Origin of the sequence: Bacteroides uniformis (genome assembly GCF_025147485.1) — a bacterium.
In the GTDB taxonomy this organism is placed as follows: Bacteria; Bacteroidota; Bacteroidia; order Bacteroidales; family Bacteroidaceae; genus Bacteroides; species Bacteroides uniformis.
Map to the genome: position 1 here is coordinate 858,946 of NZ_CP102263.1, position 25,448 is coordinate 884,393.

At 48.1% G+C, this 25,448-nt stretch carries 21 protein-coding genes; 8 read left to right on the plus strand and 13 right to left on the minus strand.

Annotated elements, in window-relative coordinates; translation table 11 throughout:
• Positions 1-18: 18 nt before the first annotated feature.
• From NQ510_RS03320 to NQ510_RS03350, 7 genes are all read right to left on the minus strand, one after another.
• Complete coding sequence (locus tag NQ510_RS03320; protein ID WP_005830532.1) at positions 19-687, minus strand: DUF2975 domain-containing protein; 669 nt, start codon at positions 685-687, stop codon at positions 19-21.
• Entirely contained in the window at positions 684-1,475 is a 792-nt protein-coding gene (locus NQ510_RS03325) for a CPBP family intramembrane glutamic endopeptidase (RefSeq protein ID WP_005830534.1), read from the minus strand. The genes NQ510_RS03320 and NQ510_RS03325 overlap by 4 nt, the downstream gene beginning before the upstream one ends.
• Before the next feature lie 180 nt (positions 1,476-1,655).
• Entirely contained in the window at positions 1,656-2,141 is a 486-nt protein-coding gene (locus NQ510_RS03330) for a DUF3836 domain-containing protein (protein WP_005830538.1), read from the minus strand.
• A 222-nt stretch (positions 2,142-2,363) separates the two neighbouring features.
• Positions 2,364-3,305, minus strand: coding sequence for a bifunctional riboflavin kinase/FAD synthetase (locus NQ510_RS03335; RefSeq protein WP_005830540.1), 942 nt, complete (start codon positions 3,303-3,305; stop codon positions 2,364-2,366).
• Positions 3,289-3,909: an HAD family hydrolase gene (locus NQ510_RS03340; protein ID WP_005830542.1), complete on the minus strand. Its 621-nt coding sequence runs from the start codon at positions 3,907-3,909 to the stop codon at positions 3,289-3,291. The genes NQ510_RS03335 and NQ510_RS03340 overlap by 17 nt, the downstream gene beginning before the upstream one ends.
• A 2-nt stretch (positions 3,910-3,911) precedes the next feature.
• Positions 3,912-6,596 (minus strand): calcium-translocating P-type ATPase, PMCA-type, encoded by a 2,685-nt coding sequence (locus NQ510_RS03345; RefSeq protein WP_005830544.1) that lies wholly within the window; start codon positions 6,594-6,596, stop codon positions 3,912-3,914.
• 90 nt (positions 6,597-6,686) lie between these two features.
• Positions 6,687-7,853 (minus strand): sensor histidine kinase, encoded by a 1,167-nt coding sequence (locus NQ510_RS03350; RefSeq protein WP_005830546.1) that lies wholly within the window; start codon positions 7,851-7,853, stop codon positions 6,687-6,689.
• A 107-nt stretch (positions 7,854-7,960) separates the two neighbouring features.
• On the opposite strand from NQ510_RS03350, the gene rd reads away from it, so the two are divergent.
• Positions 7,961-8,122: a rubredoxin gene (rd, locus tag NQ510_RS03355; RefSeq protein ID WP_005830549.1), complete on the plus strand. Its 162-nt coding sequence runs from the start codon at positions 7,961-7,963 to the stop codon at positions 8,120-8,122.
• Here the strand turns inward: rd and NQ510_RS03360 are convergent.
• Positions 8,119-9,816 carry a Na/Pi cotransporter family protein gene (locus tag NQ510_RS03360; protein WP_005830551.1) on the minus strand — a complete coding sequence of 566 codons (1,698 nt, stop codon included), beginning with the start codon at positions 9,814-9,816 and terminating at the stop codon, positions 8,119-8,121. The two genes, rd and NQ510_RS03360, sit on opposite strands and share 4 nt — an antisense overlap.
• An 83-nt stretch (positions 9,817-9,899) precedes the next feature.
• Here NQ510_RS03360 and NQ510_RS03365 point away from each other — a divergent pair, with 83 nt between their 5' ends.
• Entirely contained in the window at positions 9,900-11,573 is a 1,674-nt protein-coding gene (locus NQ510_RS03365; protein ID WP_005830553.1) for a nucleoside kinase, read from the plus strand.
• 42 nt (positions 11,574-11,615) lie between these two features.
• Positions 11,616-13,121, plus strand: coding sequence for a sensor histidine kinase (locus NQ510_RS03370; RefSeq protein WP_005830555.1), 1,506 nt, complete (start codon positions 11,616-11,618; stop codon positions 13,119-13,121).
• A 101-nt stretch (positions 13,122-13,222) separates the two neighbouring features.
• Here the strand turns inward: NQ510_RS03370 and NQ510_RS03375 are convergent, their stop codons facing one another.
• A complete protein-coding gene (locus NQ510_RS03375; RefSeq protein WP_005830557.1) occupies positions 13,223-14,596 on the minus strand; it encodes an aminopeptidase P family protein in 1,374 nt (457 codons plus the stop codon).
• A 327-nt stretch (positions 14,597-14,923) separates the two neighbouring features.
• On the opposite strand from NQ510_RS03375, the gene rpoN reads away from it, so the two are divergent.
• The 5 genes from rpoN (at position 14,924) to NQ510_RS03400 (ending at position 20,212) form a co-directional block, all read left to right on the plus strand.
• A complete protein-coding gene (rpoN, locus tag NQ510_RS03380; RefSeq protein WP_005830563.1) occupies positions 14,924-16,414 on the plus strand; it encodes an RNA polymerase factor sigma-54 in 1,491 nt (496 codons plus the stop codon).
• 93 nt (positions 16,415-16,507) lie between these two features.
• Positions 16,508-17,170, plus strand: coding sequence for a membrane protein (locus tag NQ510_RS03385; RefSeq protein WP_005830565.1), 663 nt, complete (start codon positions 16,508-16,510; stop codon positions 17,168-17,170).
• 68 nt (positions 17,171-17,238) lie between these two features.
• Positions 17,239-17,619 (plus strand): glycine cleavage system protein GcvH, encoded by a 381-nt coding sequence (gene gcvH, locus NQ510_RS03390; protein WP_034525976.1) that lies wholly within the window; start codon positions 17,239-17,241, stop codon positions 17,617-17,619.
• A 116-nt stretch (positions 17,620-17,735) separates the two neighbouring features.
• Positions 17,736-18,245 (plus strand): 5-(carboxyamino)imidazole ribonucleotide mutase, encoded by a 510-nt coding sequence (purE, locus tag NQ510_RS03395; RefSeq protein WP_005830568.1) that lies wholly within the window; start codon positions 17,736-17,738, stop codon positions 18,243-18,245.
• A gap of 98 nt (positions 18,246-18,343) precedes the next feature.
• The gene (locus tag NQ510_RS03400) at positions 18,344-20,212 is read left to right on the plus strand and encodes a 4-hydroxy-3-methylbut-2-en-1-yl diphosphate synthase (protein ID WP_074668604.1); all 1,869 of its coding nucleotides are present in this window, start codon (positions 18,344-18,346) and stop codon (positions 20,210-20,212) included.
• Between the two features lie 3 nt (positions 20,213-20,215).
• On the opposite strand, the gene NQ510_RS03405 is transcribed toward NQ510_RS03400, so the two are convergent.
• The 4 genes from NQ510_RS03405 to NQ510_RS03420 form a co-directional block, all read right to left on the minus strand.
• On the minus strand, positions 20,216-21,217 hold the full coding sequence (locus NQ510_RS03405) for a metallophosphoesterase (RefSeq protein ID WP_005830571.1): 1,002 nt from the start codon (positions 21,215-21,217) through the stop codon (positions 20,216-20,218).
• Positions 21,214-21,957 (minus strand): carboxylesterase family protein, encoded by a 744-nt coding sequence (locus NQ510_RS03410; protein ID WP_369738710.1) that lies wholly within the window; start codon positions 21,955-21,957, stop codon positions 21,214-21,216. The genes NQ510_RS03405 and NQ510_RS03410 overlap by 4 nt, the downstream gene beginning before the upstream one ends.
• Positions 21,958-22,147: 190 nt before the next feature.
• Positions 22,148-23,665 (minus strand): sulfatase family protein, encoded by a 1,518-nt coding sequence (locus NQ510_RS03415; RefSeq protein ID WP_005830577.1) that lies wholly within the window; start codon positions 23,663-23,665, stop codon positions 22,148-22,150.
• A gap of 19 nt (positions 23,666-23,684) precedes the next feature.
• Positions 23,685-25,421: a family 43 glycosylhydrolase gene (locus tag NQ510_RS03420; protein WP_005830579.1), complete on the minus strand. Its 1,737-nt coding sequence runs from the start codon at positions 25,419-25,421 to the stop codon at positions 23,685-23,687.
• Positions 25,422-25,448: the final 27 nt, after the last annotated feature.

Sequence of the window (25,448 nt, forward strand, 5' to 3'; positions counted from 1 at the left end):
TGTCCGTTCTTCTTATTATTAAATCGTCAAATCCTGCTCTTCCTTCATTTTCAATCCAATGGCAAACACTTCACCTACAATCAGCGAACAAAGCCCAAGTACCAGCGTGGTAGTGCTCACCAATTCTGAGAGGCTCAGCTCGTAACCATGCAGCGAGAATACGGTATCGATACCTATAAAATCAAGATATGATGACGCAAAGGTACAGCAGAAGCTGACAACCAGTGCCATTCCCAATCGACGCAGCCGACGTACATTCCGCCAGTTGAAGATGTCGGACTTGTTGATAGAGATTATCAAGCGGATAAACAATACTACCGCCCAAAGGGAAAAGCCCAAATGCAGATATATCAGCAAATACTTTGCCACCACTTTCCCGACAGAATCATGAGAATCTACGCTGACCATCAACGAAGAGTAGGCTGCAGGCACATAACTCCTGCTTTTCTCATTGTAGACGGAATCCCTGAAGAAATCAAACGACTCCATGGAAGAAGGTATCAGGTTGACAACCTTTAGGTTCATCAGTTCCTTGTAGGCAGCAATGTCACTCCCTTTCTTTCCCAGCTCCAGTCCGGTCTGCGCCCCCATCTTGGCTCCCAGAAAGATATAGTACCCCTGCTCCAATACCGAGTAACTCAGTACAAGCATTACCACCAGGCAGAGAATGTTCAATCTTCTTTTCATAATTCAGTTGTTGTATTAGTATCAGATATATTATATTTATTCAGTTGTTTCAAGGAGAGTAGAAGCAACAATATGAAAACCACTGCCCAAACCAGTACATACGGGTTACTCAGCAGATGTGTCACATCCTCCATTTCAGGATGTTTCAGGCTCAGATAGACAGACAAGCCGTTATTCATGATATGTATCAGAATACATGCCATAAGACTCCGTGTCTTATAATAAAGCCAGGCAAGCAAGAAACCGATGAGGCAAGCACCTATTATCTGAACCGGATTCAGATGAAAGATACCAAATATCAACCCGGAAAACAAGATAGCCTTTGCCGGGCTATATCTGCGAAGCAGCTCCTTGGTAATGGCACCACGGAAAAGCAGTTCTTCCAGTACGGGTCCCAAAACAGAAATACAGAGAATACCCAGCCAACCGGATTGCAGTATATCAAATGTCTGGTCCAACAAATTGGGCAAAAAAGTAAGTTCGGACATCAGAAGACCTATTATACATATGGAAGTCATTCCGGCAAGCAGGCTCCATGCCAGATAAGGGACTGACACCGGAGAATACAGATGCTTGTCTCCCGTCAGGTAGTTCTTGCGCCACAAGTACAGTCCCATGAAAACAAAGCCCAGCAGCATGGTAGGCGCCACAGCAATCTGACCAGCCTTGTCCATGTCGAAAGTTCCATAAGCGAAATACGTATACAGCAGACAGAAAGGTCCTGCAAACAGTGCTCCTACAATCTGCATCAAAAAGTAAATCAATACTAGTTTTATTGCCGTTTTCATTGTTCTATTCGTCTAAAAGTTCGCAAAGATACACATTTTCTCTGTCAATCTGTCAAGCTGTGGCAACAAGTCCCATCAGCAGCACCATCACTGTAGAAAGTGACAATACCAATAGTGTAATACTCATGAATGCTCTTCTCATAACCTAAACCCCTCCCTCATTTCTATATTGTTCTTCATTTATTTTACTGCCAGGAGCAATACGTCTTCCTCCGCAGTGGCATGTTCCACCAACAGATTCCAGTCGTTGTCCTTCTTACTCCATTTGTAACTCAAGTAGTTGATGTCATCTCCCGCCTGCAGATAAACAGCTTTTTCCTTCACATCGGAGTAGGCATGCGTCTTGTTGTCCCACAAGGCATATTCCACATCCGTACCGGCTTCTGTATAATTGTAGTTCAAGCAATAGAAGCGTTCAAACGCCTGCTCAATCTCGTTCCATCTCAACGCCTCCTTCTGTATCGTACGCCCTTGGGCATCATAGGTGAAATTGTATTTCAAATGGTTCTGCAGAAACTTACCGTTCTCTACTTTATATACAATTTGGGACTCCACCTGATTTCCGTTCATCACTTCATTATAGGCAAAGTTTTCCTGGATATTACCACCAAAAGCATTTATCACTACTGTCACTACAAAGATTGTTGTCATTACTAAAGTTTTCATACCGTTATTGTTTTATTAGTTCTTTATTTTGTTTTTCGATAATCATTTATCGTTTTTCGATATGCAAATAAAAGGCCTTTTTTTGATATGACAAAGAAAAACAGAAAATATTTATCGAAAAACAATAAAAAAAACGCGTTTTACGATAAATATACAGAAAACAAACACTTCAAACGGGAAAATACATAGAACTGCAAGGGGATAAATGACCTCGCCTTATGTTTATAAAGAAAGAATGGATTTAATCTCCACCTCGTCACGGTGAAGCTGGGCAATAAGTTCTTCTATACTGTCGAATTTCAGTTCAGGACGGGTGCGGCGCACAAAGGAAAGACGCATCGGCTGCTGATAAATATCAGCATCAAACCGGAATATATGGACCTCAATACTGCGATCGGGTCCGTTCTCCAACGTAGGCCGGTAGCCAATGCTTAGCATACCGCCGTACTCCTTGCCTTCAACACAGACACGGACGGCATACACACCATCGCAGGGAATCAGCTTGTCAGGATCGGAAACACGGAGATTAGCCGTAGGGAAACCTATCTTACGCCCCACCTGATAGCCACCGACAACCGTACCGTCCAAAAAGAAATCATATCCCAGATACTCGGCAGCTTCCGAAACGTTTCCCTCCAGCAACAGACCGCGAATAGCCGAGGAGCTGACAGTAACCTCCGTTACCGATGTCTCCTTACTATAAGAATACGCGCGCGCAAGAAGCACCTCCATACCCAATTCGCGACCATAGTGCACATAGTCTTCAAAACCCTCGCTGCGGTTATGCCCGAAACGATGGTCGTACCCCACTACCAAAGCTTGTATCTGATAGCGATCCTTCAGTATGGACATGAATTCCCGTGCCGAAAGCCGGGCTATTTCAGGAGTAAAATCAAGCATCATGCAATAATCCACCCCAGTCTTGGCAAGCAGGGAAACTTTCTCATCACAAGTGGTCAATAACTTCGGATGATAATCGGCCTGCATCACTTTACGCGGATGTACCGGAAAAGTCACGACCGACGAAGCAAGCCCACGCCCGGCAGCTACCGCACACACTTGCTCTATCAGGTAGCGGTGTCCCCGATGTACTCCGTCAAAGAAACCGATAGTGGCTACACTTGGACGGGAACCAATGTCCGATGTTTCACAAAACAACTGCATGTCTCCAATCCTCGTGGGCCTTTGGCGTATAGGTAGAAATACCCAACGCCTCCGCTGTCCGGCAATTGGCCTCAGAATCGTCAATGAAAAGAGTCTCGTTGGGAAGAATACCGGTCTCATCCAGTACTTTCTGAAATATATCGGCATCCGGTTTTGCCATCTTCATCTCATAAGAGAGATAGATATGCTCAAAAAAGTCCTCCGCACGGAAAGCCTTGTAGCGAAACGCGTGCAGACACGACCATTGCCAATGGATTTCATTGGTGTTGCTCAGCAGATAGACCACATATTTTTTGCGCAGTTCCAACAGTAAATCCAATTTAAAAGTAGGAATACTCACTAGGAAACTGTTCCAGGCGTCATCTATCTGGGCATCAGTCACCGGTTTCCCTATCTTTCCACGAATCACTTCCCGGAACTCCGCACTGGTAATCAACCCTTTTTCATATTTCTGGAAGAAATCCTGCTGGTGATAGAGGTCCAACATGACTTCCACGTCCGGCAATCCCAGCTTTCTGAAATTCTCTAAACAGCGCTGGCGGTCCAAATCAATCAGAACTCCGCCAAAATCAATAATAAGGTTCTTGATTCCTCTTCTTTTCATCACTATTTCTGTGTTAAACGTCGGATAAGGCGAACCAGTTCACCTATCCACAAAACAAACGAAGTAGAAACGACAATCGTCATCCAAGTCATAAAATCGAGCGGCACTGTGCGGAATACAGCTCCACCAAACTGTACAATCAGTATCTGTCCGCCCAAAATGGCAAGTATAATCAGCTCCATGCCATAAGATTTAGAAATGCCCTTGAACGCCGAGTCCGAAGTGCCGAACACACGTGCATTGAACAAGTTCCAGAACTGAAGCATAACAAAGAACGTGAAGAACACAGTCAACCGATAGGTAGTCATCCCCCCCTCTTCACTGTTAAACCAGAAGAGCATTCCCATAAGTAACACCAGGAAGGCAGACCCCATTCCCAGAATGTAATACCTCATGGACTTGGTTATAATGAAATCCGTACTCTTACGCGGTTTTTCCTTCATCACGCTCTCACTGGGTGGAATGGACGCCAGGGCCAGGGCCGCAAACGTATCCATAATCAGGTTCACCCACAACATCTGCGTGACGGTCAAAGGAAGCGTCGTACCCACCAGTGAACCCAGGAGAACGATAAACAAAGCCACAAAATTGATAGTCAGTTGAAAAACAATGAAACGCTGTATATTCTTATATAGAGAACGTCCCCACATCACGGCCGTACCTATACTGTTGAAGGAGTCATCCAGCAGCGTGATGTCGCTGGCCTCCTTGGCAACGGAGGTCCCGGTACCCATCGAAAGTCCCACTTGCGCATGGTTCAGCGCAGGAGCATCATTCGTGCCGTCACCCGTCACAGCCACTACCGCACCTTTCTGCTGCAACAGTTGCACCAGACGCTGTTTGTCTGTGGGGCGTGCACGCGACATTATCTTCAAGTCCATCACACGGTCCAATGCCTCCTCATCCGTCAATTCGGCAAATGCAGCTCCCGTAATGCGGTTCTTTTCCGTATCCTCCGGTTTCCACAGACCAATCTGACGTGCTATCTCGGTAGCTGTACCCGGTGTATCTCCCGTCACAATCTTCACTCCGATACCTGCCGACTGGCATTTGGCAACGGCCGCAGGCACATCCGGACGGATAGGATCACTGATGGCAACCACACCCAGGAACGACAAGTCATTTTCAGCAACCAATGACACACAATCAGACGCTTCCGCATCATCCACAATCTTGAATGCAAAGCCAAGTGTGCGCATGGCCATATTCTGGTAGTTGAGCAACTGAGCCTCCACTGTAGAACGGTATTCCACCGCATCCACACGCTTGCCGTCCAACATGACATCCTTGCATTTACCCAAAACAATCTCGGGAGCTCCCTTCACATACAGCACCTTCTTCCCAATCAGGGGGGATTGCACCAGGGTAGCCATGAATTTCCTTTCCGTAGAGAAAGTCAGCTGGTCGATAACCGTAGCTTTCTCACGCAGCGCCAGATAGTCGCATCCTTGGCTGTTCAGCCAAAGCAGCAGTGCCACCTCCGTGGGGTTACCCACCCCTTTCGGCTTCTCGCCAGTCACCTCTTCTTCCAGAAAAGCAGTAGAGTTAGCACTGATACCTTCCATTACCAGCTTGCTGAGGTCATCATTCCCCAGCTGCCCGTTATTCTTCAAACCATAGAAATTGGGTTCATGCACCTGCATCAGATTTTGGGTCAATGTACCGGTCTTGTCGGTACAAATCACTGTAATGGCTCCCATCGTCTCGCATGCATGCATCTTGCGCACCAGGTTGTTGGTGGAGAGCATGCGACGCATATTCAACGCCAGACTGAGTGTCACGCTCATCGGCAAGCCTTCGGGCACAGCCACCACAATCAGGGTAACCGCCATCATAAAGTATTGCAAAGTAGCCTGCAAGGCCGGCAGCCAATCACGGAAGGTATGAAATGAAGAAAAGTCATAGACCAGTACCACATCCTTTACAAAGAAAATGAGAAAAGCCAGACCCGCTACGGAAAAGCCAATCTTTCCAATCAGATTGGCCAATTTGGTCAACTGAATATTCAGCGGAGTAGGTTCCGTATTCTGTTCGGTACTTTGACGTGCCACTTTACCGATTTCCGTAGCATCGCCCACAGCCTCCACACGCATGGTGCCATGTCCGTCCACCACCGTTGTACCGCGCAAAATGCGGTTGGAAGCATACGTAGCCTCTTCGTCAAAGTCAGCTTCTACGGTAGTTTTCGTCACTACCGGCTCACCGGTCAGATTCGATTCGTTCACTTGCAGGGAAATGGCTTCCAGCAATTCACCGTCCGCCGGAACCTCTTCACCGGTTTCCAGCACCACTATATCACCCACCACTACATCTTTACGGGGAATCTCCTGCACATGTCCGTTACGAATTACTTTCACCAAAGTTTCTTCGTTCACTGCATTCAGCAGGTCAAACTTCTTTCCGGCATCATACTCAAAGAAGAAACCGATACCGGTAGCCAGCAGAATGGCTACTATAATGCCGATAGTCTCGGCATATTCATTCTCTACAATGGAAATAATCAAAGAAAACAGAGCGGCAACCAGCAATACCCTTACTACGGGGTCCTCAAACTTCTCCAGATACAATTTCCATAAGGAAGGCCGTTTAGGAGGCGTCAATAAATTTACTCCATGTTCGTCGCGGCTCTTCCGCACTTGTTCGTCGGTCAGTCCGACATGATAATAATCATCCTTTATTGCAGTCATGCAAGTCTTTAGGTTTAATTTTGGAACGCAAAAATACAATAATAATCCGGGAAAACAATACCTATATAATGATTAGTGATTAATTGACTGTCATTGATTCTCTTTTTCCCTCACCAGTTTCGGTCTGGTTGCAGGCTCCCACGGCAATGTGAACCAGAAAGTCGAACCTGCCCCTTCTTCCGATTCCACGCCTATTTCGCCCCCCAATTTGCGGACAATGGTCTGGCAAATGGAGAGTCCCAGTCCGGTACCGTTCTTTTCCTGCTTCAGCTTGACGAAACGTTCAAAAACATGTGGCAACTTTTCCTGGGGAATACCGGTTCCCGTGTCTTTTACGTAGAAATAGAGACCTTCCTCATAGGGTCTGAATCCGAGGGTAATACTGCCTTCCTGGGTGAACTTCAGGGCATTCGTCATAAAATTGGATACCACTTGTGCAAGCCGGTTTCTGTCTGTATGCATGGTATATTCCTTCTCAGAAGCCTCCCGGACAATCTGCACTCCACTACCCAACTCGGCCACCCGCATACGGAACTGTTGTTCCAAATCGAACATCATCTGGTTGATGTCCACATCCGAGAACACAAATTCCAATGTTCCGGCTTCTATCTTCGAGAGGTCCAGAATATCAGCAATCAGCTGTTGCAGCATTTCATTGTTACTTTGCACAATTTCCAGGAACTGTGTCTTCTCCTCGTCTGTCGATGCAGAGGCCAGCAATTCCGAGAATCCGACAATTGCGTTCAGCGGGGTACGGATTTCATGGCTCATATTCGCCAGGAACACCGATTTGGAGCGGTCGGCATTCTCTGCCTTCTCACGTGCCAGTTTCAATTCAGCTTCCACTTGTTTCAGTCGGGTAATGTCATGCACGGTAATCACCATGCAGTCGCGGTCCTCAATCTCCATATACTCGCCGGAAACATAAGCATTGCATTCCGTAGTTCTGCCTTCGCTATCCCTAAGATTCAGAATAGCTGCCAAATCCGTGAAGTTCTTCTGCACCACAAAGGCATTCTCTATGGCATTCCGCACGGGGCAGTGCTCACACAAATCGTGAGTGCCGCAACCTCCTGCTGCCGACAAGGCATTGTTACAGCGCAGAATATCTCCCACCCGTCTGGTTTCGGCAGGCTTTACAACTCCGGTAATATCGTAGTAATTGGTGTAAAATACAGTGAAGTCGCGGTTTATCAGCAGTACGTAGGCATGCAGATTCCGCATAATCGCCCTGAACAGCTTGTCGGTCATTTTCATAAAATGTTGTTTTAATAGAGAACAAAAATAAACTATTTTTGTTCAACAATAGAACAAAAAGGGCTTTTAAACGTTATTATAGGAGAATAAACCTAAAAAGGAAATTTATGGAAAAGTACATTTGCACTGTATGCGATTATGTCTATGACCCTGAATTGGGCGACCCTGAAAATGGAATAGAACCGGGAACATCTTTCGAAGACCTTCCCGAAGATTGGGTTTGCCCCTTGTGTGGAGTAGGCAAAGAAGAATTTGAGAAAGCGTCCTAAGACGCTTTCTTTTCTTTTATATCGCTGCTGGCTTCCACTACATTCACCACATAGTCGCCCAGCTTTTCACATTCCGCAATGATGTCCATATAGTAAACACCCATCTGGTAATCATATTCCTTGTTGTTCACATCCAAGATATTCTGATTCTTCAGCTGATTGCGGTAATTATTGATTTCGTTCTCCAAATTAAAGGACTTGTTCACATCCGCGCCTGCATGCTCCGGATGTTCCACCACGACAATCATCTGCTCCAAGGCATCATCCGTCAGCTTCATCATGAAATGGATATGCTCGTACTGCTTCTCGGTGAAATCCTGATTGGTCTGGCGCTTGCGGTTGATGGTACGTGCCAGGTTATAGCAGCTGTCGCCGATGCTCTCTATCTCCGTCACTTCACGCAGCATGGCACGTATTTGCAACTTACTTTCCGAACTCAGGCGCCCTTCGGACACTTGATTCAGATAATTGGCAATCTCCAGCTCCATGCTGTCACTGATATTCTCGTACTTCTCCACACGGCTGAACACTTTGTTGAAATCATCATCCTTCTCCGTATGCAGCAAGTCCTGCACCATTCCGAACATACGGCGGGTACGTTCGGCAAAAAGATGTATTTCCTTGCTTGCCTGCAGGATGGACAGCTCTGCCGTAGAAAGCATACCGCCCGAGATAAAACGCAAGCGATATTCCTCGTCCTGCTCCTTCATTGGAATAATGGCACAGACCGTACGTTCGATAAACTTCACGAACCATATCAATATCAGCACGTTGCAGATATTGAAGCAAGTATGGAATGCCGAAAGCTTGAAGGATACGGCCACAGCCGGATCTTTAGTACCCATCACGTTCTCTACGAACCATGACACAGCCTCGGTAAAGGGGGTGAAAAGACACAACACCCATATCACACCAAACACATTGAACACCAAGTGGGCCAAAGCAGCCCGCCTTGCCTGCGTATTACCGGTCAGTGCCGCAAGGTTTGCCGTGATGGTTGTACCGATATTCTCTCCCAAAACCAGTGCTGCCCCCAATTCGAAACTAATCCAGCCGTTGGCGCACATAATAAGCGTAATGGCCATAGTTGCCGCAGATGCCTGCACAATCATGGTCAACACCGTACCGATACCCACAAAAAGAAGTATGGAGATAAAGCCCATGTCGGTATAGTCCTGCACAAATGACAGCATATCAGGATTTTGGCTCAAGTCAGGAGCATTGTTTTTCAAATAGGAAAGCCCCATGAACAAGAATGAGAAACCGAAAATAAATTCACCGACAGACTTGCGGTTACTTTTTTGAGAGAAGAGGAGAGGAATGCCGAAAGCAAGAAGAGGAAGAGCAAAGGCGGCAATGTCCACCTTGAAACCTAAAGCTGAAATAATCCATGCCGTAACAGTCGTACCGATATTAGCACCCATTATGACACCTATGGACTGTGAAAGCGTTAACAACCCCGCATTGACAAAACTTACAACCATCACCGTGGTTGCAGAGGAAGATTGTACAAGTGCTGTAATCAGCACACCCGTCAACATACCGGTCACTCTGTTGGTTGTCATTGCGGTCAATATCTTCCGCAGTCTGTCACCGGCAAATTTTTGAAGCCCCTCACTCATAATCTTCATTCCGTAAAGAAACAGTGCCAATGAGCCGAGTAGCTTTAAAAAATCATAAAAAGAATATTCCATCTTTAATTATTTAAGGTGTTTCATTCCTTCACGTGTTATAATGTCCTATATTTAACGTGTCAACCCACTAAAAACGAGACATCATGAAACACATGTTACAAATTTGTTGCAAAAATAATAATATTTCTAAAGAATTCCCTATAGGGAGCTCACTTTTGGATATTTATTACGGTTTTAATCTAAATTTCCCCTATCAGGTAGTCAGTGCAAAGGTCAACAACCGTTCCGAAGGGCTGAATTTCCGTGTATACAACAATAAGGATGTAGAGTTTCTCGACATACGCGACTCCTCAGGTATGCGCACCTATGTCCGTTCCCTCTGCTTCATTCTTTACAAAGCTGTCAGCGAGCTGTTTCCGGAAGGAAAACTGTTCGTAGAGCATCCGGTATCCAAAGGTTACTTCTGCAACCTGCGCATCGGCCGCCCCATAGAGCTGGAAGATGTGGCAGCCATCAAGAAGCGGATGCAGGAAATCATTGCCGAGAACATCCCCTACCACCGTGTAGAATGCCACACCACCGAGGCTGTACGCATCTTCAACGAACGGGGCATGAACGACAAAGTGAAGCTGCTGGAAACTTCCGGCTCGCTATATACCTATTACTACACACTGGGCGACACCGTAGACTACTACTACGGCAACCTGTTGCCCAGTACCGGATACATCTGGCTGTTCGATATCGTGAAGTATTACGACGGCCTGCTGCTACGCATCCCCAACCGGGCAAACCCCGATGTCCTGGAAGAAGTGGTGAAACAAGAGAAAATGCTCGACGTATTCAAGGAACACCTGCGCTGGAACTACATTATGGGACTGGGCAACGTAGGCGACTTCAACATGGCTTGCGAGGAAGGCCATGCCACCGACCTCATCAACGTGGCCGAAGCCCTGCAGGAAAAAAAGATAGCCCAGATTGCCGATGACATCTACCACCGCGGCGAAAACGGAAACCGGGTGAAGCTCGTGCTCATCTCCGGCCCCTCGTCTTCCGGAAAAACCACTTTCAGCAAACGCCTCAGCGTGCAGCTGATGACCAACGGCCTGCGTCCTTACCCCATCTCGCTGGACAACTACTTCGTAGACCGTGAAGACACCCCGCGCGATGAGAACGGCAATTACGATTACGAATCGCTCTATGCCCTCGACCTTGAGCTCTTCAACACCCAATTACAAGCATTGCTCCGGGGCGAAGAAGTGGAGCTGCCCCGCTTCAACTTCAACCTCGGGAAGAAAGAGTACAAGGGAGACAAGCTGCGCATCGACGAGCATACCATCCTCATCCTGGAAGGAATCCATGCCCTGAACCCTGAACTGACACCACAGATTCCCGCCGCCAGCAAATACAAGATTTATGTATCTGCCCTGACCACCATCTCGCTGGACGACCACAACTGGATTCCCACCACGGACAACCGCCTGCTGCGCCGCATCATCCGCGACTTCAACTACCGCGGCTACTCGGCACAAGAGACCATTTCACGCTGGCCCAGTGTACGTGCCGGCGAGGACAAATGGATATTCCCCTACCAGGAAAATGCCGACGTTATGTTCAACTCCGCCCTCTTGTTCGAATTCGCCGTGCTCCGCTGCCACGCAGAGCCCATCCTTACCAGTGTTCCACGGAACTGTCCGGAATACGCAGAAGCCTACCGGTTGCTGAAATTCATCAAATATTTCACCCCCGTGCAGGACAAAGAAATTCCACCGACATCCTTATTGAGAGAATTTTTAGGAGGCAGTAGCTTCAAATACTAAGTTTTTATTCTAACTTTGTGAGCAAATAAAACAAACGTACACATGAAAAAAATTATTTCGATACTTCTCTTAGCGACTTTCTGCATCTTTACTCAACTCCATGCGCAAAACCGTGCAGACGAATTGATGAAACAAGCACAAGAAAATCTTACGAAAAAAGAATATATCAAAGCCCGCTATCTATTCCTGCAAGCCTACAATGCCTTTGCCACGCAAGACAAGTATGCCCAGGCAGTGGAATGCGGCGTCAATGCCAGCGCCCTCTACCATCGGGAGAATTACTATAAAGAAGCTTTTGAACTGCTGCGCGGTGCCGAGCAAGTGGTGGCAACCGGCGAACAGAAAACGGGCAAGGCCATGCCCAACCTACGTTTCCGCATCAACAAGGAACGCCTGCAGATGTACATCAACCTGAAAAATCCCGCACGTGCCAAGGAACAGCTGACCAAACTGGAAGAGACCGCCAAAGCCTCTCACAACGACTCTCTGAGCAACGACCTGCTTTATACGCAGGCCAACTATTACTACACCTTCGGCATGAACACACAAGGTGATGCGGCTACCAACCGCCTGATAGGGCAATATAAGGAACAGAAGAACTACGCCAAAGTAGACGAATGCTACAAGACTCTTATCAGTATCGCCCGCAAAGCAAACAATGCCGGACTGGTGGCACGCACCTACGACAAGTACATCCTATGGACCGACTCCGTAAAGGCGCTTACCGCCCAAGAGGAACTGAACGCCCTGAAGAAGAAATATGATGAAAGCCTGGCCACTATCCAGGAGAAAGATGATTCCCTAAGCGCCAAGCAGTACATCATCATCGGGCTTTGCATACTCGCCGCCATCCTTGCCGCCGCACTGGTATTCGGCGCCATCGTATTGCTGCGTTTCATCATCCTCACCCGTAAACAGAAGAAGGCCATCAGCATTGCTAATGAGCACAATGAGCTGAAAACCAAATTTATCCAGAACATTTCCGCCCAAATGGAACCGACACTGGACACGCTCGACGCCTCACTGCCGGGCGTAAAAGCCCTGCATGCATTCTCCAACCATATCCAGGAACTGTCCGAATTGGAAACCACCTTGTCCGAACCCTACGAAGTGCAGGAGAAGAATATCTCCACTTTCTGTGAAGGCATCATGGACAAAATCAAAGGAATGACACAAGAAGATGTCACCCTGACCGTGAATGCCCCCAAATTGAATGTGAAAATCAACCCTGAGCAACTGGAACGCGTCTTGCTGCATTTGTTGGAAAACGCCGCCGAGTACACCCCTGCTGGAGGAAAAATATGGCTGGACTTCAAGAAACGTGGTGCGCACACCCACCAGTTCATCATCAGCGACACCGGTTGCGGTATCCCCGAGGAGCAACGCGAAAACATCTTCAAGCCTTTCACCGAAGTGAAAGACCTGACGCAAGGCGACGGCCTGGGACTCCCCATCTGCTCACTGATTGCCACCAAGATGAACGGCAGCTTGACACTAGACAGCAGCTACAACAAGGGAGCACGGTTCGTACTGGAACTGCACGCATAAACCATACATAATACAATCTGTATGACCCCTAAATTTGAGAGCCGCTTGCCACCGGCATTATCGGGACAAACGGCTCTCTGTGTATATTAAGGATGTGGTTGTCAACGCAACGCTTCCACCTCTTCCGGTGTCAGTGGAATTTTCTTGCCCAAGCGACGTGCTCCCGTTTCGGTAATCAGATAATCCTCCTCATTACGGATGCCGCCGAAATTGCGGTATTCTTCCACCTTATCGTAGTTGATGAAGTCCATGAACTTCTTCTCTCCTTTCCATAAGTCAATCAGCTCGGGGATGAAGTAGATGCCCGGCTCAACCGTATGCACAAAGCCCGGTTCCAGAGGGATGGCAAGACGCTGGCTCTTGCGGCCGAACTGCGTACTCTTGGGCTGACCGTCATAGCCTACCCAGAGCTCACCCAGGTTCTCCATATCGTGCACATCCAACCCCATCATATGGCCCAGTCCATGGGGATAAAACAAGGCATGCGCCCCTTCGCGCACGGCATCTTCGGCATTGCCCTTCATCAACCCCAGCTCTTTCAGCCCCTCCACCATCACTTGGGCGGAAAGCTCGTACACCTTCATATAGGGAATGCCCGGGCGAAGCGCTTTAACAGACTCCAGATGCATGGCGTTCTGGATTTCGTAAACGGCACGCTGGCGTGGAGTAAAAGTCTTGTCCGCCGGCACGGTAGACGACATGTCACCACAGTAACCCGAAGGCAGCTCGGCGCCGGCATCAATCAAGAAGAGGTCTCCCGGTTGCACCCGGTTGCCGTGATAGTGGTTATGCAGGGTCTGGCCGTTGACAGTAGCAATCGTGGCAAAAGACAGCTCGCAGTTGTTCATCTCGGCGATACGGTTCATTTCGGCCACAACCTCGTATTCGTACATGCCCGGACGAAGCACCTTCATTGCGGTGATGTGCATGTCAGCAGTCACGTCGCATGCCTTTTCTATTTCCGCTATTTCTTCTGCCGACTTGTAGTTGCGCTGTGCCACCACCGCACGGATAAACGGCACAGACCCTTCCTGACGTGCCGGAGGAACACCCAGCCAGTCCATCAGTTTCAACTTATGCTCGGCACGATAAGGGGGCAAATAATGGATGGTCTGTCCCTTCTGTACAGCCTTGTGCAGATAACCGACGATGTCGGCAAAAGGACGGGTTTCGGAAATTCCCACAGCAGAAGCCTTTTCGTGAAGGGTGGGCTGGGTACCCATCCAGACAATATGGTCGATGGTCAGCTCATCGCCAAAAATGATTTCTTTATCTTCATCTATGTCGATGAGAGCTGACAGCCCGGCAAACGACAAGCCAAAATAGTAGAGAAAAGTGGAATCCTGGCGGTAACGAAAAGTATTGTCCTCATAGTTCAAACCTTGTTCATCGTTACCCAAAAACAGTAACACTCCGGAGCCTATCGTTTTTTTCAGCTGGGCCCTGCGCTGCACATACGTTTCTTTAGCAAACATAACATTCCTTGTTTTAGTAGTTATAGGACAAAGATATAGATAATCTTTGAAAGAAGATAATACAAAAAGGAGATTAATCTATATAGTTCATAATCAGAAGACTATTTTGCCAACGTTTTTCAAGCCTTTGGCAAAGTTTTGCCACCGCGTTGGCAAAGTCTTGCCATAGGCATGGCAAAAGTTTGCCAAGCTATTGGCAAAAGCTTGTTTTCTCTTTTCTTGTTAAATATCATCAGAGAGGTTTCGTGTTATCGAACTATTCACTATTTTTGCGGTAAATATCTGAAAGAAGATGCACAATGAGTGCATTGAATAATTTATAAAAATATGGCACAAGGCTCCCGACAAGTACAGACCCAAGCGCAACAGCAGATACAAACGCTGTCGCCGCAACAAATTCTGGTGGTAAAGCTGCTGGAACTTCCCGCCGTGGAACTAGAGGACCGCGTACGTGCCGAACTTCTGGAAAATCCGGCACTGGAAGAGGGTAAGGAGGATACTCCCGGCGACGAATACCCCGACACACCCGATGCGGAAACCGGCTCAGAAGATGGTGGAGACACTAGCTATGATTCTTTAAGCGATTATCTGAACGAAGACGATATCCCCGACTACAAGCTGCAGGAGAACAACCGCAGCAAAGGGGAGCAGGCAGAAGAAATTCCTTTCTCCGACGCCACCTCCTTCTATGAAACCTTGCGCCAGCAGCTCGGCGAGCAGGACTTGACTCCGCACCAGCGCGAACTGGCCGAATATCTCATCGGCTCGCTGGACGACGATGGCCTGCTGCGCAAATCATTGGACAGCATCAGCGACGAACTCGCCATCTACGCCGGTATCGACGCTTCTCCCGAAGAGCTGGAAGAAGTATTGAAGATTATACAAGACTTCGACCCCGCCGGTCTGGGCGCCCGCACCCTACAAGAGTGCCTGCTCATCCAGATTCGACGTAAGGAAGCGCAACGGCCCATGCCCTCGCCTCCACAATACTATATAGAAGAAGATATTCTTACCCAGTGCTACGAAGAGTTCACCCGCAAGCATTGGGACAAGATTATGCAGAAATTAGGTATCAGCGAAGATACCCTGCAACAAGCCGTTAAGGAAATCTGCAAGCTGAATCCCCGTCCCGGTGCCTCGCTCGGCGAAGCCATCGGCAAGAACATGCAGCAGATTGTGCCCGACTTCCTGGTAGACACTTATGACGACGGTACCATCAACGTGACACTGAACAACCGCAACGTGCCGGAACTGCGCATGAGCCGCGACTTCACCGAGATGGTGGAAGAACACACCAAGAACCGGGCCAACCAGTCTAAGGAATCCCGTGAAGCCATGATGTTCCTCAAACAAAAAATGGATGCCGCACAAGGTTTCATCGATGCCGTGAAGCAACGCCAGAATACGCTGATGACTACCATGCAGGCCATCATAGACCTGCAACGTCCTTTCTTCCTCGAAGGAGACGAGTCATTGCTCCGCCCCATGATTCTGAAAGATGTTGCCGAACGTACCGGGTTGGACATCTCGACCATCTCCCGTGTGAGCAACAGCAAGTATGTACAGACCAACTACGGCATCTACCCGCTGAAGTTCTTCTTCAACGACGGCTACACAACCGAAGACGGCGAAGAGATGTCTGTACGCGAAATACGCAAGATACTCAAAGAGTGCATTGACAACGAGGACAAGAAAAAGCCTCTGACCGATGACGAACTGACCGAGCTGCTGAAGGAGAAAGGCTATCCCATAGCCCGCCGCACGGTGGCAAAGTATCGCCAACAGATGAATATCCCCGTGGCAAGACTGAGAAGATGAGAGAAAAGGATGAGCGATTAGGGATTAAGGTTTAAAGATTAGTGCATTCAAATAGTAAATTGTAAATAGTCAAATCGTAAATAAAATTAGGTTGTGGAAGAGCATATTATAGCAGATAAAACTTTAATCAGAACAGCGAAAGTGATTTCGGCGGTATTCACACCGTTCTCCATCCCTTTTCTGGCTTTTCTGGTTCTGTTTATATTCTCGTACCTGCGCATCATGCCGTTGCAGTACAAGTTGATAGTATTGGGCGTGGTGTATTGCTTCACCATCCTGATGCCTACACTGACTATCTTCATCTTCCGCAAAATCAACGGTTTCAGTCCGGAAGAACTGGTGGAACGAAAAAGGAGATACATTCCCTTTATTCTGACCATCACTTCTTATGTATTCTGCCTGCTCATGATGCACCGGCTCAATATCCCGTGGTACATGACCGGTATCATACTCTCCGCCCTGGTAGTGATGATAATCTGCGTCATTGTCAACTTAAAATGGAAACTGAGCGAACACATGGCAGGCGCCGGAGCCGTAATTGGTGGACTGGTAGCTTTCAGCGCCTTGTTCAGCTACAATCCCGTATGGTGGCTATGCCTCTTTATACTGGTGGCTGGCGTGCTGGGCACCGCCCGCATCATCCTGCGACACCACACACTGGGCGAAGTTATGGGAGGCTTTGCCGTAGGGCTTATCTGCTCGTTGCTGGTACTCCACCCGCTGAGCAACATACTGTTCCGAATCTTCCTCTTTTAAGAGCCTTGTTTAATTTTTAATTTTCAACTTTTAATTTACATAGTATCAACCCTTAAAAACTAATGATCATGAATTTCCCGACTAATGTAAAGTACACCAAAGAACACGAATGGATTCGCCTGGAAGGTGATGTAGCCTATGTAGGTATTACCGATTATGCACAAGAGCAACTGGGCGACATTGTGTTTGTCGACATCCCGACCGAAGGTGAGACATTGGCTGCCGACGAAGTGTTCGGCACCATCGAAGTAGTAAAAACCATATCAGACCTCTTCCTGCCCGTAACCGGTGAGATTCTGGAGCAAAACGAAGCCCTTGCCGACCAGCCGGAACTGGTAAACCAGGACCCATACGGCGAAGGCTGGCTCATCAAAATCAAACCCACCGCTGATGCCGACTTCGACAGCCTGCTGGATGCCGAAGCCTACAAAGCGCTGATAAACGAATGAAATGAAAGGATTAGGGGTTAGCGATTAGCACCGGACGGAATGATAGCGCAGTCCCTAACCCCTAATCGTTAATCCCTAACCCTTATAAAATTAACCCTTTAATAATTTAATGATTCATGTCTCCAATCGTTAGCATCATCATGGGCAGCACTTCCGACCTCCCCGTTATGGAGAAGGCCGCGCAATTGCTCAATGACCTGCATGTACCGTTCGAAATGAACGCTCTCTCTGCTCACCGCACACCGGAAGCAGTGGAGGAATTTGCCAAGAATGCTCGCCAACGCGGCATTAAAGTGATTATTGCCGCTGCCGGTATGGCTGCCGCCCTGCCCGGCGTCATTGCTGCCAACACCACACTGCCGGTAATCGGGGTTCCCGTAAAAGGGTCCGCACTCGATGGCGTAGACGCCCTCTACTCCATCATCCAGATGCCTCCGGGCATACCAGTAGCCACCGTTGCCATTAATGGTGCCATGAACGCTGCCATCCTTGCCGTACAGATGCTGGCATTGAGCGATTCCTCATTGGCTGAAACATTCGCCGCCTATAAAGAAGGGCTGAAAAAGAAAATAGTCAAGGCAAATGAGGACTTGAAGGAGGTGAAGTACGAATACAAGACTAATTGAGGGATTAGGGATTAAGGATAAGGGATTAGTAAGATGAGATATAGTCACTTATCCCTTATCACTAATCACTTATCACTAAACGCTAATCACTTATTACCGTGGATTTATTCAACTATTCCCGACGGGAAACATCAGAAGTAAACATCGGAGCCACCCCTATGGGCGGCTCCAATCCTATCCGCATACAAAGTATGACGAACACCGCTACGCAGGACACAGAAGCCAGTGTGGCGCAAGCCAAACGTATTGTCGACGCCGGAGGAGAGTATGTACGCCTCACGGCCCAAGGCATCAAAGAGGCTGAAAACCTGATGAATATCAACATAGGCCTACGCCAGGACGGATATATGGTGCCGCTTGTGGCCGACATTCACTTCAACCCGAAGGTAGCGGACGTGGCAGCACAGTATGTAGAAAAAGTACGCATCAATCCGGGAAACTATGTGGATGCAGCACGTACTTTCAAACATTTGGAGTATACCGATGAAGAGTATGCTCAGGAGTTGCAGAAGATACACGACCGCTTTGTCCCCTTCCTTAATATCTGCAAGGAGAACCATACTGCCATCCGCATCGGCGTGAACCACGGTTCATTATCCGACCGCATCATGTCGCGCTATGGCGATACACCGGAAGGCATGGTGGAATCTTGTATGGAGTTTCTGCGCATCTGCGTGCAAGAGAATTTCACGGATGTAGTCATTTCCATCAAGGCATCCAATACAGTGGTCATGGTAAAGACAGTACGCCTGCTGGCAACCGTCATGGAGCAGGAAGGTATGCGATTCCCGCTGCATCTCGGTGTAACGGAAGCCGGAGACGGAGAAGACGGACGCATCAAATCGGCCTTGGGCATCGGCGCCCTGCTGGCAGACGGCTTGGGTGACACCATCCGGGTTTCCCTGAGCGAAGCTCCGGAGGCGGAAATCCCCGTAGCCCGCAAATTGGTGGACTATATCGTGCAGCGCCACGACCATCCTTATATCCCCGGAGCAGATGTGCCGGAATTCAATTATCTCTCTCCCACCCGCCGCGAGACTGCCGCCGTACACAATATCGGTGGAGACAATCTGCCCGTGGTCATTGCCGCACGCTTAAACGGGGACATGGACTTCAATCCGCAATTCATGCCGGACTATATCTATACGGGACGTTCCATCCCTGAACAACTTCCGGAAGGCATGCAATGCATCATCGATGCCGATGTCTGGATGGAACAAAGCAACAGCGAGACAAAACCGGACAATGCCTGGCCCGCCTTTAAAGGAGACCAGCTTCCTTTCCTAAGCAGCTGCGGCGCTTCCTTGAAATTCCTCTTCATCACGTATATGGGGCTGAATGACGAAGCCATCGCCTGCCTGAAGTATCATCCGGAAGTCGTATTGATTTCGCAAAGCAATCATCCCAACCGGTTGGGCGAACAACGCGCTCTAGTACACCAGATGATGAAGGAAGGCCTAAAAAACCCGGTAGTCTTCTTTGAGCACTACGCAGAGAGCGAACTGGAAAATCTGCAAATCAAAGCGGCTGCAGATATGGGAGCACTCATCTTCGACGGTCTGTGTGACGGTATCCTTCTCTTCAACCAAGGAGAAACCATAAGCGGCAAAGTAGTGGATGCCACTGCTTTCGGTATCCTGCAAGCCGGACGTGTACGTACCAGCAAGACCGAATACATCTCTTGTCCCGGCTGCGGACGCACCCTCTACGACCTGGAAAGTACCATTGCCCGTATCAAGGCAGCCACCGGCCATCTGAAAGGACTCAAGATAGGAATCATGGGCTGCATTGTCAACGGCCCCGGAGAAATGGCCGATGCTGATTATGGCTATGTAGGCGCCGGACGAGGCAAAATCAGCCTCTACAAAAAGAAGGAGTGCATCGAAAAGAACATTCCCGAAGAAGAGGCGGTAGAAAAGCTGATAGAACTGATAAAAAGTAACGGAGATTACGCTGAAAGGACTTAAGTCTCAGCGCAGATATTCGTCAAAGTCCACCTCTCTGAACTTAAAGTTATGATGTTCGGAGGGGTGGTAGGCTTTATTCCAAGTCGAATAGGTCTTCACATCTATCTCCCTTGTCTTCCGGTTAAAAGTTACAATGCGTAAGTAGCCCTCACCTCCCAATCTACTGCCTTCCACACCACGCTGATAGTTTGCCAGCATCTGATACACTTTATTTCCCTCTTTCCCTATAGAGACCAGCGTGCCGACTCCGCTTTTCAAGACATGCCCACAAAAGACAGCTATCACATTGCGATGTTTGAGAAGCAATTTCTCCCAGATTCCAGCACCATCGTTCACTGTGCGCCCAGACTCTTTGCCGATGCCATATCCTTGAGGGCGCCACCAGTCTTTCCCGTCATGCAACGTACTGTCACAATACAAATAGGCGTGTGTATTCAATATGACAAGCTTATCCGGATGAATACCCACTATGGAATCGGCCCATTGCAGAGCCTCATCAGAAGGCCCGAATTCCAGATTCAAGACCAGCCAATCGGTATCGCCCGACCTAAGGTTTATGTAATAGTTATCCAATGTCTTTCCATCCGCACTGCCTCCCCAATAACTCTTCTGCTTATAGTCAGAAAGAGGGAAATACTTGTTGGCCATTGCAGTGTTATGCACGTCCGAAAACTTACCGGGCTTACTGCCAATATCGTGATTTCCCCATACGACAGAATAAGGTATTCCTGCTTGGCTAATACGATGAAAGGCTTTCTGCATATACGCCCATTCCACCGGAGAATTATCTTGTGTCAAATCTCCCACTTGGAACACGGCATCTATTTTCTTACGATTGGCAACCAACCAGTCCACTTGCGAATCAAAGACCTCCGGACATTGTTCCAGATAAGTCTGCGTATCCGGCAATACCACAAAAGTACTTACCCGACCAGAAGTGATGCAAGAAGTAAAAAAAGCGCCCCCTAAAAAGAGAATTCCGATAACAGACAATACTCTCATCATTTTTTCTTCTGATTAAACAGCCAACCCATAAACTCAGAATCATTGAACGCCGGTGTCCAACTGCCATGATTGACTCCAGGGAATTCGATATACTCAACATCGGCACCGGCAGCCTTCAAGGCCTTGTAAGCCTGACGCGAACCTTCTACCGGAACAATGTTATCGGCATCTCCGTGATAAATACGGAACTTCACGTCTTTGGCGGCAGAAAGCCTTGCCGGATTCACAATACCACAGATGGGAACGGCTGCGGCAAAAACTTCGGGATAACGTATCGCCAAATCAAACGTCCCCATACCGCCCATGGAAAGTCCCATCACATAAATCCGGTCTTTATCCACCTGGGGCATAGCCAAATAGGTATCCAGCAACTCCTTCAATGTGCGGAATATACGCGTAGGCTCCTGTACCTCGGGCATTTCTCCAGGTACAAACGACTTGGGACGACCCACATAAGCCCAATAATCTTCCTTAGGACACTGGGGAGCCAATACAAAAGCCGGATATTCCTCTCTGTTCACCGGATTGAGCCACATCTGCCCACCATGCACCAATTGCTTCTGATTATCATCTCCTCGTTCGCCCGCACCATGCAGAAAAAGCACCAACGGATATTTCTTCCCTGCCTTTTCTGCTTCGGGACGCAGCAAACGGTACTTCAACGAATCTCCCTGCGAAGAGACATACACTTTCTTTTCATACTCTCCATACAACTCCTGCGCATACATACACACAGACATCAACAGCATCAAGGCTGTACAAACTGTATTCTTCATATCCTACAAAATTAATGTTCAATTAAAAAGTCTACTATCTCACTCTTCTTATATCCCACCCGGAAAGCCTGCACTGCCACCCGGTCTCCCTTATGGACAACAAACGGCTCAACATATAGATTCCAATGTTTCTCTCCATTCCGTCCCCGACCATTCAACTGATAGGCATAAGAGACTCCAGGAGTGGAACACTCCAGCTTAACCTGCCCCCCTTTTGTACAATCTGCGGAGCTGACACGAGCGGCTGTACACCGTCCGGCCACATAGTTTGTACTATTTCCGGTTCTGTCAGCGGACGACATTGCCAATATTTCCTTTCCCACTGCCGATACACCTTCCGCAAACGGTTAATGTCTTTCCGGTAAGCCGGATCATTAATCAGATTGCAGATCTCATGAGGGTCTTTCTCCAAATCATAGAACTCTTCACGCGGACGGGGCCAAACAAACCAGCTTTCCTGATTCTCATCGAGCGCGCCTTCTTCATGGAGTTGAAGCATACGGCGCATCATCGGCATGTTCAGACGAAATCCTACCGGCTGATAGCCGGGCTGATTGGGAGTATAATTACAGATATAACGATAACGGCGGTCACGTACGCCCCCCTGCTGGTCATAACACTTATCCATACGGTCACGTGCGGCAAAAACATAGCGCCGCGATGGCGAAGCATATTTCCCAGCAAATGCCTTGCCATCCATATAGGCAGGAGGCTTGATACCCGCCAATGAAAGAATCGTTGGTGGAATGTCAATGACACTGCGAAGTCCATCATCAATACTGCCGGCCAACCGTCCGTCCGGATAACGGATAATGAGAGGAATATGGGTACCAACCTCTGTTATTTCACGTTTCTGCCGAGGAAGCGGTCCACCATTATCCGAATAAAAGATAAGAATGGTATTATCCCACTCGCCTGCCGCCCTCAATTCATCAATCATCTGGCGGACAAAACAATCCATGCGGTAAATATTGCTGTACATGACAGCAATATCGCGGCGCACAATGCTGTCCTCAGGATAATAGGGTGGCAACACCACATCGTCGGGAGAGACGTAAAGCGTATCCTTCGCACTTTCCCACACCTTTTGCTCATGCGAGGCAAGGGTATTGAATATAGCGAAAAAAGGCATCCCTTTAGGACGGTTGCGCCAATGCGCCTGCCTGCCACATTCGTCCCAAGCGGTCAAAGGCGGTAGAAACTGATAGTCGGTTTTCGGGTTGTTCGTACAATAATAGCCAGCGGCACGCAACAGCTCGGTATAGCACTTTATTCCCTCGGGTAACACAATATCGTAACCGGTTACCGCCGGTGGACGTGCAATCTGCCCCCCTTGCGTACGCATATAGTTGGCATTGATATGCGTGGGATACATTCCCGTAATAAGTGCCGCACGCGAAGGAGCACTAACACCCACTGTCCCATAAATGCTGGTATAGCGTATACCCTCTGCCGCAAGGGCGTCAATAGTCGGAGTCACTGCCACACTGTCACCGAAACAGTGCAGCCAAGGACCGATGTCTTCACATACCACACAAACAATGTTTGGGCTAACAGCATCTCCATCCTCTGTGGTAGAGACAGGGATCCCACCGGCCTTGACCTCCTGCGATACAGTACAAGCAGCCCAAACGGTACTACCATATAAAAAAGAGTGTATTATCTGTTTCATTACTGTTCATTTTACACAATCAGTGCGCCTCTCGAAGAAAAACACGTTGCGAAATACCATTTTCATTGAATGCCTCGATGGCAAAATAATATTTTTGTCCTACCGTGAGGGCACGTAAGTCTAATGAATTATCGCCATATACCATCCACGAACTATACAATTTATCAGGAGCAACACCCCACAATACATTATAGCCTTGCGCACCCTTCACCGCTTTCCAAGAAATGCGGACATTACGTTCGTCCGCTTCACGCACTACCGTAAAACCTTTTACCGTAGCCGGTTTTTTCCCACGTCCCAAACCGAACACGCGAATATTCCCCATTGCCAGATTCTTGCCCGGCACGTAATGGTGGCGATAACGAATATAGCGTGCTTCTATCGGTTGATCCAGTTCTATGTAATTATGAGGGGCATCACGGAAACTGTTGCGATAGTCCACCAATACCCGCCAACGGGCACCATCCACCGAAGCTTCTACAAGATAGCGTTGCCGGAGGTTTGGCATACGTCCCCAAAATCCGGTTTCCTCATAGTCAAAGAAATTCAGTTGCAAGGCATACACGTCACTCACTTCTTCAAGGTCTATCTCCACCCATTGCTTATCGTCATTTTTTCCGGCCACCCAGAAGGTTTTCAAGTTCTCGTCCGTCACATTTTCCACCGGATAACTTTCCAATTGCGAAGAAGCCTTCACGGGTTTGCCATAAGAAAGCAACATCCAGCCCCGGAAACCACCGCTTGTCGTCTGTCGCGAAACCTGGTCGGGAGAATAGTGAGGATAGTCACCGAAGTAAGTATCAGAGTACATCACACCGTCTTCATCAAAAAATGTAGGAAACATACATAACCTACGCTCAAACTTATAATTAATGGACAGATGGATTGTACCGAAATGCCAGTATATTCCTCCCGGACCACAAACCGTACTTCCATGCCCGGCACCGGTAGCAAATCCTCCCGGCTTGTAGCAGAACGGATTATGAGCCGCGTACTGAAAGGGACCCAAAGGAGATTTTCCTACATAAACACCGTCACCATACACATTGAACTGAGTGCCCGGAGCGGCATATTGCAAATAATATTTCCCATTGTGTTTCGTCATCCACGCACCCTCGATGAATGGCTTGATGTCACTGGTATGATTTTCGCCAAAACGTTCCCACCCATGAATGTCAGGACGGAGAAAGAGCAGTGAATCCGGCTTTTTCGCTATCGGCAGGAATTTATTCTTCATATCAAGTTCCTTACCACGGATAGGCCAACGGTTGGAAGACCCCCAATACATATAAGCACGTTCATCATCATCAATGAAAAGGGCAGGATCCTGAAGGTCGTGGAGTACCGATGGCACTGCCTTCCAGTCCCCCCGTTTGGGATTATCGGTATAAAGTATGCTCATGGCTCCGGATGGATTCCCACAAACATAGAGTATGGAATCTTTATAATTATGGGCAGCAGGAGCATTGCAACCTTCGAAATACCATTTTTCGGGAGTAATAAAGTCCCAATTCAGCAAGTCCTTGGAATGCCAGTAACCCCAGGAACGGGTAACGAACATATAATACTCCCCCCGAAACTCCACTACAGCAGGGTCGGCACCCGAACGATAAGACTTGCCCAAATGGGAATTGTGAAAAGGATAAGTATAGTCCAGATTAAGAGGGTTACAGTAGGTAGTAGTACGATATTGTGCATGTAATGAACCGACGAACAACAACATCAACCAAGCGATGCAATACGACTTTTTATCCATAGCTGACAATAAACAAAATACACATAA